This window comes from Pseudomonas sp. TWP3-2, from assembly GCF_049897765.1.
In the GTDB taxonomy this organism is placed as follows: Bacteria; Pseudomonadota; Gammaproteobacteria; order Pseudomonadales; family Pseudomonadaceae; genus Aquipseudomonas.
In genome coordinates, this window is the sequence record NZ_JAFCWW010000009.1 from 215,246 (window position 1) to 227,966 (window position 12,721).

The 12,721-nt window shown below is 57.4% G+C and carries 13 protein-coding genes; 12 read left to right on the forward strand and 1 reads right to left on the reverse strand.

What is annotated here, in order from left to right; genetic code table 11:
• Positions 1 to 63: 63 nt before the first annotated feature.
• From lpdA to ACP7EE_RS16125, 8 genes are all read left to right on the forward strand, one after another.
• Positions 64 to 1,500, forward strand: coding sequence for a dihydrolipoyl dehydrogenase (gene lpdA / locus ACP7EE_RS16090; protein ID WP_426235191.1), 1,437 nt, complete (start codon positions 64 to 66; stop codon positions 1,498 to 1,500).
• 183 nt (positions 1,501 to 1,683) lie between these two features.
• Positions 1,684 to 2,850, forward strand: a complete 1,167-nt coding sequence (gene sucC, locus ACP7EE_RS16095; protein ID WP_420648036.1) for an ADP-forming succinate--CoA ligase subunit beta — start codon at positions 1,684 to 1,686, stop codon at positions 2,848 to 2,850.
• Positions 2,850 to 3,731 (forward strand): succinate--CoA ligase subunit alpha, encoded by an 882-nt coding sequence (gene sucD / locus ACP7EE_RS16100; protein WP_128608023.1) that lies wholly within the window; start codon positions 2,850 to 2,852, stop codon positions 3,729 to 3,731. Before sucC ends, sucD begins: the two co-directional genes overlap by 1 nt.
• A gap of 462 nt (positions 3,732 to 4,193) precedes the next feature.
• Positions 4,194 to 5,507, forward strand: a complete 1,314-nt coding sequence (gene brnQ, locus ACP7EE_RS16105) for a branched-chain amino acid transport system II carrier protein (RefSeq protein ID WP_426235193.1) — start codon at positions 4,194 to 4,196, stop codon at positions 5,505 to 5,507.
• Positions 5,508 to 5,658: 151 nt separating this feature from the next.
• Positions 5,659 to 6,396, forward strand: a complete 738-nt coding sequence (locus ACP7EE_RS16110) for a DUF599 domain-containing protein (protein ID WP_426235195.1) — start codon at positions 5,659 to 5,661, stop codon at positions 6,394 to 6,396.
• A complete protein-coding gene (locus ACP7EE_RS16115; protein WP_426235197.1) occupies positions 6,397 to 6,798 on the forward strand; it encodes an MAPEG family protein in 402 nt (133 codons plus the stop codon). It begins immediately after the preceding gene.
• Between the two features lie 370 nt (positions 6,799 to 7,168).
• On the forward strand, positions 7,169 to 7,747 hold the full coding sequence (locus ACP7EE_RS16120) for a hypothetical protein (protein WP_420648040.1): 579 nt from the start codon (positions 7,169 to 7,171) through the stop codon (positions 7,745 to 7,747).
• Positions 7,748 to 7,752: 5 nt separating this feature from the next.
• On the forward strand, positions 7,753 to 8,412 hold the full coding sequence (locus tag ACP7EE_RS16125; RefSeq protein WP_420648041.1) for a hypothetical protein: 660 nt from the start codon (positions 7,753 to 7,755) through the stop codon (positions 8,410 to 8,412).
• A gap of 82 nt (positions 8,413 to 8,494) precedes the next feature.
• Here the strand turns inward: ACP7EE_RS16125 and ACP7EE_RS16130 are convergent, their stop codons facing one another.
• On the reverse strand, positions 8,495 to 8,731 hold the full coding sequence (locus tag ACP7EE_RS16130) for a hypothetical protein (RefSeq protein WP_420648042.1): 237 nt from the start codon (positions 8,729 to 8,731) through the stop codon (positions 8,495 to 8,497).
• Positions 8,732 to 8,889: 158 nt separating this feature from the next.
• On the opposite strand from ACP7EE_RS16130, the gene ACP7EE_RS16135 reads away from it, so the two are divergent.
• From ACP7EE_RS16135 to ACP7EE_RS16150, 4 genes are all read left to right on the forward strand, one after another.
• A complete protein-coding gene (locus tag ACP7EE_RS16135; protein ID WP_420648043.1) occupies positions 8,890 to 9,366 on the forward strand; it encodes a PaaI family thioesterase in 477 nt (158 codons plus the stop codon).
• Positions 9,363 to 9,815: a PaaI family thioesterase gene (locus ACP7EE_RS16140; RefSeq protein ID WP_420648044.1), complete on the forward strand. Its 453-nt coding sequence runs from the start codon at positions 9,363 to 9,365 to the stop codon at positions 9,813 to 9,815. Before ACP7EE_RS16135 ends, ACP7EE_RS16140 begins: the two co-directional genes overlap by 4 nt.
• 81 nt (positions 9,816 to 9,896) lie before the next feature.
• Positions 9,897 to 11,798 (forward strand): molecular chaperone HtpG, encoded by a 1,902-nt coding sequence (htpG, locus tag ACP7EE_RS16145; RefSeq protein ID WP_426235200.1) that lies wholly within the window; start codon positions 9,897 to 9,899, stop codon positions 11,796 to 11,798.
• Positions 11,799 to 11,867: 69 nt separating this feature from the next.
• Entirely contained in the window at positions 11,868 to 12,596 is a 729-nt protein-coding gene (locus ACP7EE_RS16150) for a dienelactone hydrolase family protein (protein ID WP_426235202.1), read from the forward strand.
• The last annotated feature ends 125 nt before the right edge of the window (positions 12,597 to 12,721 follow it).

Below are 12,721 nucleotides of genomic sequence, written 5' to 3' on the forward strand. Positions count from 1 at the left end.
ACGAAAAGGCAGCCTGGCTTGCAGCGCGCGGCTTGAAGCTTTTCGCTCAAGAGGATTTTTTGAATGTCGCAGAAATTTGACGTAGTAGTGATCGGTGCTGGCCCTGGTGGCTACGTGGCAGCTATCAAAGCCGCTCAGTTGGGCCTTTCGACCGCCTGCATCGAGAAGTACACCGACAAGGAAGACAAACTGGCGCTGGGCGGCACTTGCCTGAACGTCGGCTGCATTCCTTCCAAGGCGCTGCTGGACAGCTCCTGGAAATACAAGGAAGCGAAAGAAAGCTTCAACGTTCACGGCATCTCGACTGGCGAAGTCAAAATGGACGTCGCTGCGATGGTTGGCCGCAAGGCTGGCATCGTCAAGAACCTGACCGGCGGCGTTGCTACCCTGTTCAAGGCCAACGGCGTTACTTCGATCCAGGGCCACGGCAAACTGCTGGCTGGCAAGAAAGTCGAAGTCACCAAGCCTGACGGTTCGGTAGAAATCATCGAAGCCGAAAACGTCATCCTGGCTCCAGGTTCGCGTCCGATCGACATTCCACCGGCTCCGGTCGACCAGAATGTCATCGTTGATTCGACTGGCGCACTGGAATTCCAATCGGTACCAAAACGTCTGGGCGTGATCGGCGCAGGCGTGATCGGCCTGGAACTGGGTTCGGTATGGTCGCGTCTGGGTTCGGAAGTGGTTGTCCTGGAAGCGCTGGACACTTTCCTGATGGCAGCGGACACCGCTGTGTCCAAGGAAGCGCTGAAAACCCTGACCAAACAGGGTCTGGACATCAAACTGGGCGCTCGCGTCACCGGTTCGAAAGTCAACGGCAACGAAGTTGTTGTTAACTACACCGATGCCAATGGCGAACAGACCATCACTTTCGACAAGCTGATCGTAGCCGTTGGTCGCCGTCCGGTGACCACTGATCTGCTGGCTGCCGACAGCGGCGTGACCCTCGACGAGCGCGGTTTCGTGCACGTTGACGATCACTGCGCCACCACCGTACCGGGCGTTTTCGCCATCGGTGACGTGGTACGTGGCATGATGCTGGCTCACAAGGCATCCGAAGAAGGCATCATGGTTGTCGAGCGCATCAAGGGCCACAAAGCCCAGATGAACTATGACTTGATCCCTTCGGTTATTTATACTCACCCGGAAATCGCCTGGGTTGGCAAAACCGAGCAGGCCTTGAAAGCCGAAGGCGTTGAAGTTAACGTCGGCACCTTCCCGTTCGCCGCTTCCGGCCGTGCCATGGCCGCCAACGATACCGGTGGTTTCGTCAAGGTCATCGCTGATGCCAAGACCGACCGCGTATTGGGCGTGCACGTGATTGGCCCGAGCGCTGCAGAGCTGGTTCAGCAGGGCGCGATCGGTATGGAATTCGGCACCAGCGCTGAAGACCTGGGCATGATGGTTTTCTCCCATCCGACCCTGTCTGAAGCCTTGCACGAAGCTGCTCTGGCTGTGAATGGCGGCGCCATCCACATTGCCAACCGCAAAAAGCGTTAAGACACAATAAGAAACCACGGCGGTAATGGCCCGTCGTGAGCCTTGCGAGCAAGACTCACCGCGGAAAGTCCGCTGGACGCAGTCTTGCGTAGCTCAGCTACGCAAGCAGCAGTCACAGGTGGCGCGGCACTCATCAAGAGCGCAGCGCCGAATGCGCAGTACCTAACGAAGACGGTAATAAGCATGAATCTTCACGAGTATCAGGGTAAGCAGCTGTTCGCTGAATACGGCCTGCCAGTTTCCACTGGTTACGCAGTAGACACCCCGGAAGCAGCAGCAGAAGCTTGCGACAAAATCGGCGGCAGTGAGTGGGTTGTCAAAGCCCAGGTCCACGCTGGTGGTCGCGGTAAAGCGGGCGGCGTAAAGCTGGTTCGTAGCAGAGAAGACGCCAAAGCCTTCGCACAGCAGTGGCTGGGCAAGCGTCTGGTGACTTACCAGACTGACGCCAATGGCCAGCCAGTCACCAAGATCCTGGTTGAATCGTGCACTGATATCGCTAAAGAGCTGTACCTGGGCGCTGTCGTTGACCGTTCGAGCCGTCGCATCGTGTTCATGGCTTCCACCGAAGGTGGCGTGGACATCGAGAAGATCGCTCACGAAACCCCAGAAAAAATTCTGAAAGCCACTATCGATCCACTGGTTGGCGCTCAGCCATTCCAGGGTCGCGAGCTGGCATTCCAGCTGGGTCTGGAAGGCAAGCAGGTTGCTCAGTTCGCCAAGATCTTCGTAGGTCTGGCCAAACTGTTCAAGGATCACGACCTGGCTCTGCTGGAAGTGAATCCGCTGGTGATCAAGGCTGACGGCGATCTGCACTGCCTCGACGCCAAGATCAACATCGACGCCAACGCCATGTACCGTCAGCCTAAGCTGAAGACTTTCCACGATCCGTCGCAAGACGATCCGCGCGAAGCGCACGCTGCCAAGTTCGAACTGAACTACGTAGCACTGGAAGGCAACATCGGTTGCATGGTCAACGGTGCTGGCCTGGCCATGGGTACCATGGACATCGTCAACCTGCATGGCGGCAAACCAGCCAACTTCCTCGACGTGGGCGGCGGTGCTACCAAAGAACGCGTTACCGAAGCGTTCAAGATCATCCTGTCCGACTCCAACGTCGCTGCAGTACTGGTCAACATCTTCGGCGGCATCGTTCGTTGCGACATGATTGCCGAAGGCATCATCGGTGCAGTGAAAGAAGTCGGCGTGAAAATCCCGGTTGTTGTTCGTCTTGAAGGCAACAACGCTGAACTGGGCGCTAAAGTACTGGCAGAAAGCGGTTTGAACATCATCGCTGCTACCAGCCTGACCGACGCTGCTCAACAAGTCGTTAAAGCTGCGGAGGGCAAGTAATGAGCGTCCTGATCAATAAAGACACCAAAGTTATCTGCCAGGGTATTACCGGTTCGCAAGGTAGTTTCCACACCCAGCAAGCCATCGAATACGGCACCAAGATGGTTGGTGGCGTAACTCCGGGCAAGGGCGGCACCGAGCACCTGGGTCTGCCAGTGTTCAACACTGTGAAAGACGCTGTAGCGGCCACTGGCGCTACCGCCAGCGTGATCTACGTTCCGGCTCCTTTCTGCAAGGACTCGATCCTGGAAGCGGCTTTCGGCGGCATCAAGCTGATCGTTTGCATCACCGAAGGCATTCCTACCCTGGACATGCTGGATGCCAAAGTAGTTTGCGACGAGCTGGGCATTGTCCTGATCGGTCCTAACTGCCCAGGCGTGATCACTCCAGGCGAATGCAAGATCGGCATCATGCCAGGTCACATTCACTTGCCAGGCAAGGTCGGTATCGTTTCGCGTTCCGGCACCCTGACCTACGAAGCTGTGAAGCAGACTACTGACGCCGGTTTCGGTCAGTCGACTTGCGTCGGCATCGGTGGTGACCCGATCCCGGGTTCGAACTTCATCGACATCCTGAAGCTGTTCCAGGAAGACCCGAAGACCGAAGCGATCGTGATGATCGGCGAGATCGGCGGTTCGGCTGAAGAAGAGGCTGCTGCCTACATCAAGGCACACGTGACCAAGCCGGTTGTTTCCTACATCGCTGGTGTGACTGCTCCTCCGGGCAAGCGCATGGGCCATGCTGGTGCAATCATCTCTGGCGGCAAAGGCACTGCAGACGAGAAATTCGCTGCGCTGCAAGACGCAGGCGTAAAAACCGTGCGTTCGCTGGCAGACATCGGCAAGGCCCTGGCCGAGCTGACCGGTTGGGCTGTCAAGTAAGCCACGCGCTTAGCTGACGCTACACCAGACAAAGGCCACCTTCGGGTGGCCTTTGTTGTTTCTGGCTTAAAAGGATAGGAGGGCTTTTGTGGCGAGGGGATTTATCCCCGTTGGGCTGCGAAGCGGCCCTAATTCAAGCGACCGTGCTCTGTCTGGTGTTCCAACCCCAAATGCTTCGGGGCCGCTGCGCAGCCCAACGGGGATAAATCCCCTCGCCACAGAGTTCTCTGCAGGAAATTTAGATACGTAAATGCGACACAGCAACGTCGCGTATCGGATAGTTCGCCCTCTAACAGTGCGTTTGTCAGGCAAATTCGTTAGGCTAGCAGCCATTTTTGCGTCCGCCGCCCACAAGGCAGCACCGCGCTATAAGGGTCAATCCCATACGGATCGACAGCATTTCCCTAATCCCACAGGGCAATCCCCCTCTAAATTCCGATTCAGTAGTGTGGTATTTCCTTAATGAAAGTTTTGAAAGGTCAGGACATCCTGGCACTTGGTTTTATGACCTTCGCCCTGTTCGTCGGGGCCGGCAACATCATCTTCCCGCCTATCGTCGGTCTGCAGTCCGGGCCTCACGTCTGGATGGCAGCGCTGGGCTTCCTGATCACGGCGGTTGGCCTTCCGGTCATCACTGTCGTGGCGCTGGCCAAGGTCGGCGGTGCGATGGATGCCCTGAGCAGCCCGATCGGCAAAATCGCCGGTGGTGTGCTGGCAGCTGCGTGCTACCTCGCGGTCGGCCCGTTGTTCGCGACGCCACGCACTGCGACCGTATCGTTCGAAGTGGGCCTGGCGCCATTGACCGGCGAAAGTCCGCTGGCGTTGTTCCTCTACAGTTCGGTGTACTTCCTGCTGGTGTTCTTCATCTCGCTGTATCCGGGCCGTCTGCTGGATACCGTAGGCCGCTTCCTCGCGCCGCTGAAGATCATCGCCCTGGCCGTGCTCGGCATTGCCGCGTTCGCGCTGCCGGCCGGTGATATCGGCGTGGCCACGCCGGAATACGTGGCGGCACCGTTCTCCCAAGGCTTCATCAATGGTTATCTGACCATGGATACGTTGGGCGCTCTGGTATTCGGCATCGTCATCGTCAACGCGATCCGCTCGCGTGGCGTCGAGTCGCCAGCGCTGATCACCCGTTACGCGATCATCGCCGGGCTGATCGCCGGCGTCGGCCTGGCGCTGGTGTATGTCAGCCTGTTCCGTCTCGGTTCCGGCAGCCATGAAGTGGCTGCGGGCGCTACCAACGGCGCCGCGGTGCTGCACGCTTACGTGCAACATACCTTCGGTTCGCTGGGCAGCGGTTTCCTTGCGGTGCTGATTTCTCTGGCGTGTCTGGTGACTGCTGTGGGTCTGACCTGCGCCTGCGCCGAATACTTCAGCGGCGTGCTGCCGCTGTCCTACAAGACGCTGGTCATTATCCTCGCCGCGTTTTCGCTGCTGGTGTCCAACCTCGGCCTGACCAACCTGATCGCGTTCTCGATCCCGGTGCTCACCGCGATCTACCCGCCGTGCATCGTTCTGGTCGGCCTGAGCTTCTGCAAGGACTTCTGGCATGAGCACAGCCGCATTCTCGGCCCGGTGATGCTGGTATCGTTCGTGTTCGGCAGCATCGACGCCCTGAAAGGCGCTGGTCTGGCTGACTGGCTGCCGTCGCAGATGGCTCAGTTGCCGCTGAGCGAGCAGGGTCTGGCGTGGCTGGTGCCGTGCGTGATGACGCTGATGGTCGCGGTGGTGTGCGATCGCCTGCTGGGCAAGCGCAGCGAAGCCCTCGCATAAGATTGCCGGTCCGCCACAAGCGGGTTCTGAGCGCTTAAACAGAAATGCCCCGTATCAATCGATACGGGGCATTTTTTATGCGCGTCAGGCAGTGTCTTTTTCCCTGAGCTAACGTCGAAGGGTTGCCGAAATCTTCATCACAGGGAATTGCATGTCGTTCATTCAAGCCAACCTGATCCACCTGCTCGCCGCGCTGTGGTTTGTCATCTGCTGGGGCGGCTACACCCGTTATGCCTCATGGAAGGGCCGCGACACCGCGTGTCTGGCCAGCGTGCTGCACCTGTACCGCGAAGACTGGATGCGCCGCATGTTGCTGCGTGACAACCGCATCGCTGACGCTAGCGTGATCGGCAACCTCGAGCGCAACGCCTCGTTCTTCGCTTCCAGCACCCTGATTATCCTCGCCGGTATTCTTACCGTGCTCGGCGCGTCCGAGCGGGCGGTGTCGTTGTTGGCGGATATTCCGATGGTGCAGCAGGCGTCGCAGGGCATGTCGGAGATCAAGTTGCTGTGTCTGGCGATGGTGTTTGTCTACGCGTTCTTCACCTTCAGCTGGTGCATGCGCCAGTACAACTTCGCGGCGATTCTGATCGGTTCGGCGCCGATGATTGGTGAGCGGCATGTCTCGGAGCAGGAACGCAAAGCGTTCGCTTCGCGCGCCGCACGAGTCATTTCGATGGCGGCCAACCAGTTCAACTTCGGGCTGCGTTCCTACTACTTCGGCATGACCATGCTCGCCTGGTTCGTCAGCCCGTGGCTGTTCATGCTGATGAGCACGGGTGTGGTGCTGGTGTTGTATCGCCGCGAGTTCCATTCCGACGTTCTCGACGTGATGGTCTATACCCCTACAGAGGCGCCTATTCCTGAGGCGAACAAAGAGGTTGTTTGAATGAGTATTCCGTTCTGGTGTGTGTTTGTCAGCGCGTTGATGATCTATGTGGCGCGTATGCCGGTGGGCAAGGCCATGAAAGAGCAGGGCGGTTACAACAACCACCTGCCGCGTCAGCAACAGGCGCAACTGACCGGCTACGGCGCAAGGGCGCTGGCTGCGCACCAGAACAGTATCGAAGCGTTCATATTGTTTGCGGTGGGTGTGTTGATGGCGCACACCACGCAAACGGCAGGATGGCTGATCGATACACTGGCGATCATTTTCGTGATCGCGCGAATCCTCTACTTGTGGTTCTACCTGGCGGATCTGCCCACGCCTCGCAGTCTGGTATGGCTGGTGGGATTAGTGTGTTCGTTACTGCTGATGATCAGTCCGACATTCAAAACGTTATTGCTCTAGCGGACGGTCCTGCGGTTATGCAGATCATTGGGCGTTAGTGCAAATGACGTTGTAACATCCGGCTTCGGTTTTTCATGGAAGGCAGTTCTTGAAAGGATTTCAAATGTGTAAGCCGCCATACCGTCGACTCGGTCGCTGGATATGGGGCCTTATGGCGTGCGCTGCTTTAGCGCAAGCTTCGCCACCCGTTGAGGCTGATGCGCCCGGGGTAAGGCGATTCGGCGATTTCCTGATCAGCCCGCGTGCAGACAGTGTCTATGGCCCGGGGCCGCACTACGCCATTGCGTTTCGGTCGCAGGAGTACTGGCCTTTCGGCGCCCGCGTAGTCAAAGAGGTGCGTCCGATCATAGCGCTGAGGGAAGGGCAGCCGATGCTTCTGGCCGTCACATCGGGCTACGATGGGGTCAGCACACTGCTCGTCAGCGTCCAGAACGGCACGCCCCTGTCGCGTCAGCTCAGCCCTCTCAAAAATGAAAAGTTTCCCGACTGGGGCGTGCCGCAACCAGGCCGTGAAGACATGTTGCTATTCGCCGAGTCCGGCCGTGCACTGGACACCCGAACGGGCGAAGTGCTGTGGTTCGATACGAGTGTCAAGGCCAACGGCAATCGGGTATGGGGAGATCTGCTGGCGGTGTCGCCCGACAATAGGCTGGCGGCGTACCTGACGTCCAAGGAAATATTGGTGGCCGGCCGAGAGGACGGCCTGACCGCCGCTTATCAGTTGCCACCCGATGCCAACGTTGGTGAGCTGACGGACATCTGGAGGGCGGCCCGCGCCCAATCAGCCCAGGCGCTCAAGAATGGCGTACCTCAAGTCAGCGAACACCGGCTGGCCCGGAATATGAAGATTGCCTGGTTTGCAACGCGCTTCCAATGGCAGGCCAAAAACGACACATGGGAACTGGTTGGCCGTGGCCTCGGCCCCGCACTTCCCCTGTCCGAGCGCTGAGTCTGATGAAAAATTCACTATCGGGTTGTGGCTTCCTGCTGTTGATAGGAATGGTGGTGTCGCTGGAGGGTTGTGTCAGTGACGATGGCGCGAGCAACAGAGAATTCCTCTCGGAAAATCTGGATGCCAGCCAGGCATTGCTCACCTTCGACGTCCAGTTCGCGTTGCCCCCGGATTACACACCCTCGCAAAATCAATTTCATGGCGATGACCGGATCACTCACGACGGTTTTCCTCATATCGAAGTGCCTTATTACCAGAAGGGTCTGGACGTCAGAGCAGGCCTGACCGGGCTGCCTTACATACTGCCAATTCCCTACCCGATACCGGGGATTGAGAAGGGACGCAGCGAATTCAAGGTATTTGGCGAGCGCCTGAACGAACAGCACTATCGTTTTGTGGTGCCGAGTAAATCGAGGTGGAACAGCGGTCATACCTTCGCTCTGCTGTTTCAACGTCGGCAGCGACATGAAACGATCACTTTTCGCTTCGATACGAAGACGTCCTGTGCATCGACATTGAACGTGATAACGCCGGAGTACGGCTATGTACTATCGGTCAGTGCAAAGTTCAAGGACGGGGTGGGCTGTCTGAAGGTGTGTGATGGTCGCCCGGGTTATCCCGGTGATTGTGCCTTTCAGCCGCTGGCAACTAGTGGTGGGTGAGTTGGTTTAGCAGCAAGTGACAGGCAAAAGAAAACCCGCACTAGGCGGGTTTTCTTGTACAGCGATCAAAGCAAGAAGCAGCTTATTGCTTCTTGGCAGCTTCTTCTGCTGCAGCTTTGTTCGATTCAGCCTGAGCTTCGGCAGCTTTGGCGTTTTCTTTCGCTGCGTCGTTCACTTTATCCTGAGCTTTGTTCATGTCTTGCTGAGCTTGCTCAGCATGTTGGTTTGCATCTTGAGCTTTGTCCTCGGATTTTTTATCGCAGGCAGCGAGACCGAGGGAAGCGGTCAACATCAAGGCAATAGCTAAAGTCTTACGCATGGGGTGTTTCTCCTTATGGAAAATAACTACTGGCCTTTCGAGCACGGTCCCTCAGGTTAAGTTCCACGTTTCTTCTAGATATATAACTTTCTTTTACAGTGGAACTTTTAGTGCAGGCTCTACTACCTGAATTGACGACTAACGAGAGTAATTATCAAATGGCCGAAAACCTCGTTTTTGAGCGTGCGACACGATTTCTCTCAGCCTTGCGCCACTGCCAGGTACTCGGATTGCAAGTGCATAGCGCGAGCAATGACGGCTTGACGGTGATCCTGCCATACAGCGAAAAAATCGTCGGCAACCCGCAGACCGGAGTCATTCATGGCGGCGCGCTGACCTCGTTGATGGACACTGCATGCGGCATGTCCACTCTGTGCGTGCTGCCGGAATTCGAGGTCTGCCCGACGCTCGACCTGCGTATCGACTATATGCACGCCGCCGAGCCGCACAAAGACGTCTACGGCTTCGCGCAATGCTACCGCGTCACCACCGACGTGATTTTCGCTCGCGGCTTCGCTTATCAGGATGACCCCGAGCAACCCATCGCCCATGTGGTCGGCACTTTCATGCGTATGGGTAAGAACATCAAAGGCACCAAAGGCTTCGGCGGCGCGATCAGGGGAGAAGGCCTGTGAGCGACGACCTCAAGCAGCAATTACAAGACGCTCACAAAAATGGCGACTACGCGCCGCTGCTGCAATTGATCCCCTACGCAGGTCTGATCGGCATCGAGTGTTCGCGCGTCGGCGATGAGCTGCTGTTCAAGCTGCCAGCGAACAAGGACAACATTGGTAACCCTTTATTGCCGGCAATCCACGGCGGGGTGATTGCCGGATTCATGGAGTTGTCCGCGGCCCTGCATCTGCTGATTTTTACCGGGGCGCCGGGTGTGCCGAAGATCATCGATTTCTCGCTGGATTACCTGCGCACCGGGCAGTTTCGCGACACCTGGGCCAAGTGTCAGGTGTGTCGTCAGGGTCGGCGTGTGGCCAACGTCGCGATCACTGCATGGCAGTCCACCGAGGGCGAACCGATCGCCACCGCGCGTGCGCATTTCAAAATTGATGAGCCCTTGAAATCCTGAACGCTGCCCCCAACTCAATGAACAACCCGCCGCCGACCATTTGGGTCGCGGCCAATGCCATCTGATTGGAGTTTGATGACCATGAGCGTGGAAACTCAAAAGGAAACCCTGGGCTTCCAGACCGAGGTGAAGCAACTGCTGCACCTCATGATTCATTCGCTGTATTCCAACAAGGAAATCTTCCTTCGCGAACTGATCTCGAACGCCTCTGATGCCGTCGACAAGTTGCGCTTCGAAGCCCTGGCCAAGCCAGAGTTGCTCGAAGGCGGTGCTGAACTGAAAATCCGTGTGAGCTTCGACAAGGCGGCCAACACCGTCACCCTCGAAGACAACGGCATCGGCATGAACCGCGACGATGTGGTCACCCATCTGGGTACCATCGCCAAGTCCGGCACTGCCGATTTCATGAAAAACCTGTCGGGCGATCAGAAGAAAGATTCGCACCTGATCGGTCAATTCGGTGTGGGTTTCTACTCCGCGTTCATCGTTGCCGACCAGGTTGACGTATACAGCCGTCGTGCCGGCGCACCTGCCAGCGAGGGCGTGCACTGGTCGTCGAAAGGCGAGGGCGAGTTTGAAGTCGCCAACGTCGAAAAAACCGAACGCGGTACGCGCATCGTCCTGCGCCTGAAATCCGGTGAAGACGAGTTCGCTGACGGCTACCGTCTGCGCAACATCATCAAGAAGTACTCCGACCACATCGCTCTGCCGATCGAAGTGCCGAAAGAAGTTGCGGCTGCCGAAGGCGAAGAGCAGCCGGCCGTTGAGTGGGAAACCGTCAACCGTGCCAGCGCTCTGTGGACCCGTCCGCGCACAGAAGTGAAGGACGAGGAATACCAGGAGTTCTACAAGCACATCGGTCACGATTACGAGAATCCTCTGAGCTGGACCCATAACAAGGTCGAAGGCAAGCTCGAATACACCTCGCTGTTGTACGTGCCGGCCCGTGCGCCATTCGATCTGTACCAGCGTGAAGCGCCGAAAGGCCTGAAGCTGTACGTGCAGCGCGTGTTCGTGATGGATCAGGCCGAGTCGTTCCTGCCGCTGTACCTGCGCTTCATCAAAGGCGTGGTCGATTCCAACGACCTGTCGCTGAACGTGTCGCGGGAAATCCTGCAGAAAGACCCGATCATCGACTCGATGAAATCGGCGCTGACCAAGCGCGTGCTGGACATGCTGGAAAAACTGGCGAAAAACGAGCCTGAGCAATACAAAGGCTTCTGGAAAAACTTCGGTCAGGTCATGAAAGAAGGCCCGGCAGAAGATTTCGCCAACAAGGAAAAAATCGCCGGTCTGCTGCGTTTCGCATCGACCAACACCGATGGCGAGCAAGTTGTCGGTCTGGCCGAATACCTGGCTCGCGCCAAGGAAGGTCAGGACAAGATCTACTACCTGACCGGCGAAACCTACGCGCAGGTCAAGAACAGCCCGCACCTGGAAGTCTTCCGCAAGAAAGGCATCGAAGTGCTGCTGCTGACCGACCGTATCGACGAGTGGCTGATGAGCTACCTGAGCGACTTCGACGGCAAGACCTTTGTCGACGTGGCGCGCGGTGACCTCGATCTGGGCAACCTGGATTCGGAAGAAGACAAGAAAGCTGCAGAAGAAGTCGCCAAGTCCAAAGAAGGTCTGGTTGAGCGTCTGAAAGCCGCGCTGGGCGATTCGGTTGCTGAAGTGCGGGTTTCCCATCGTCTGACCGATTCGCCGGCCATTTTGGCTATCGGCGAGCAGGATCTGGGTATGCAAATGCGTCAGATCCTCGAAGCGAGTGGGCAGAAGGTACCGGATTCGAAGCCGATCTTCGAATTCAACCCGACTCACCCGCTGATCGCCAAGCTCGACAGCGAGCAGAGCGAAGAGCGCTTCGGCGACCTCTCGCACATCCTGTTCGATCAGGCTGCCTTGGCTGCCGGCGACAGCTTGAAAGATCCGGCCGCTTACGTGGCCCGTCTGAACAAGCTGCTGGTCGAACTGTCAGCTTGATCACGTTGTAGGAAAAACCCGCTTCGGCGGGTTTTTTCATTCTGGTGTTTAGCCAATCAGGAGTGAGAAATGAGCCAAGTCACTGTGCGTTCCGTGGTCTACCAGATTGATGGCCAGCCTTATGAAGGTCGATTGGCGTTTGATGCTGGGCATAAAGACGCGCGTCCGGGTTTGTTGATGGCGCCGAACTGGATGGGCGTCAGCGCTGGCGCTGAAGAAATCGCCAAGTCAGTCGCGGCCAAAGGTTACGTGGTGTTGATCGCGGACGTTTATGGTCAATCTGTGCGTCCGCAAAATGCCGATCAGGCTGGCGCGGCGATGATGCCGTTGAAGAACGATCGTGCGTTACTGCGCAAGCGCATGCAGGCGGCTTTCGAGCAGTTGCAGGCGCAGGGTGAGGCGGCAGTGGACACCTCAAAACTGGCGGTGTTCGGTTTCTGCTTTGGCGGTTGTTGCGCGCTGGATCTGGCGCGCACTGGCGCTCCGGTGAAGGCGGCGGTGTCGTTCCATGGCACGCTGGACTCACCGAATCCGGCCGATGCCAACAACATCAAAGGCTCGGTTCTGGTGCTGCATGGCGCTTCCGATCCATTGGTGCCGAAAGAGCAGTTGCCGGCGTTCGAAGATGAAATGAATGCGGCGGGTGTCGATTGGCAGTTGTTGAGTTACGGCGGTGCGGTGCACTCGTTTACCGATCCGCATGCGAACGTGCCGGGCAAGATGATGTATGACGCGAAGACCGCTGCGCGGGCGTTCAAGTCGATGCACAATCTGCTGGATGAAGTGTTTAAAGGCTGAAAAGCCCCTCACCCTAACCCTCTCCCGGAGGGAGAGGGGACTGAGCGTGGGATGCTTGATAGATACATCGACCTGAACGTGCAGCACCGAATCCACAATCGACTCGGCCGTTCAGGTCAATGTAC

Coding starts and splice junctions, on each gene's coding strand:
- ACP7EE_RS16150 (WP_426235202.1), top strand. CDS start 11,868: ATGAGCCAAGTCACTGTGCGTTCCGTGGTCTACCAGATTGATGGCCAG.
- ACP7EE_RS16125 (WP_420648041.1), top strand. CDS start 7,753: ATGAAAAATTCACTATCGGGTTGTGGCTTCCTGCTGTTGATAGGAATG.
- ACP7EE_RS16115 (WP_426235197.1), top strand. CDS start 6,397: ATGAGTATTCCGTTCTGGTGTGTGTTTGTCAGCGCGTTGATGATCTAT.
- ACP7EE_RS16130 (WP_420648042.1), bottom strand. CDS start 8,731: ATGCGTAAGACTTTAGCTATTGCCTTGATGTTGACCGCTTCCCTCGGT.
- brnQ (WP_426235193.1), top strand. CDS start 4,194: ATGAAAGTTTTGAAAGGTCAGGACATCCTGGCACTTGGTTTTATGACC.
- ACP7EE_RS16135 (WP_420648043.1), top strand. CDS start 8,890: ATGGCCGAAAACCTCGTTTTTGAGCGTGCGACACGATTTCTCTCAGCC.
- ACP7EE_RS16110 (WP_426235195.1), top strand. CDS start 5,659: ATGTCGTTCATTCAAGCCAACCTGATCCACCTGCTCGCCGCGCTGTGG.
- htpG (WP_426235200.1), top strand. CDS start 9,897: ATGAGCGTGGAAACTCAAAAGGAAACCCTGGGCTTCCAGACCGAGGTG.
- lpdA (WP_426235191.1), top strand. CDS start 64: ATGTCGCAGAAATTTGACGTAGTAGTGATCGGTGCTGGCCCTGGTGGC.
- sucC (WP_420648036.1), top strand. CDS start 1,684: ATGAATCTTCACGAGTATCAGGGTAAGCAGCTGTTCGCTGAATACGGC.
- sucD (WP_128608023.1), top strand. CDS start 2,850: ATGAGCGTCCTGATCAATAAAGACACCAAAGTTATCTGCCAGGGTATT.
- ACP7EE_RS16120 (WP_420648040.1), top strand. CDS start 7,169: ATGCTTCTGGCCGTCACATCGGGCTACGATGGGGTCAGCACACTGCTC.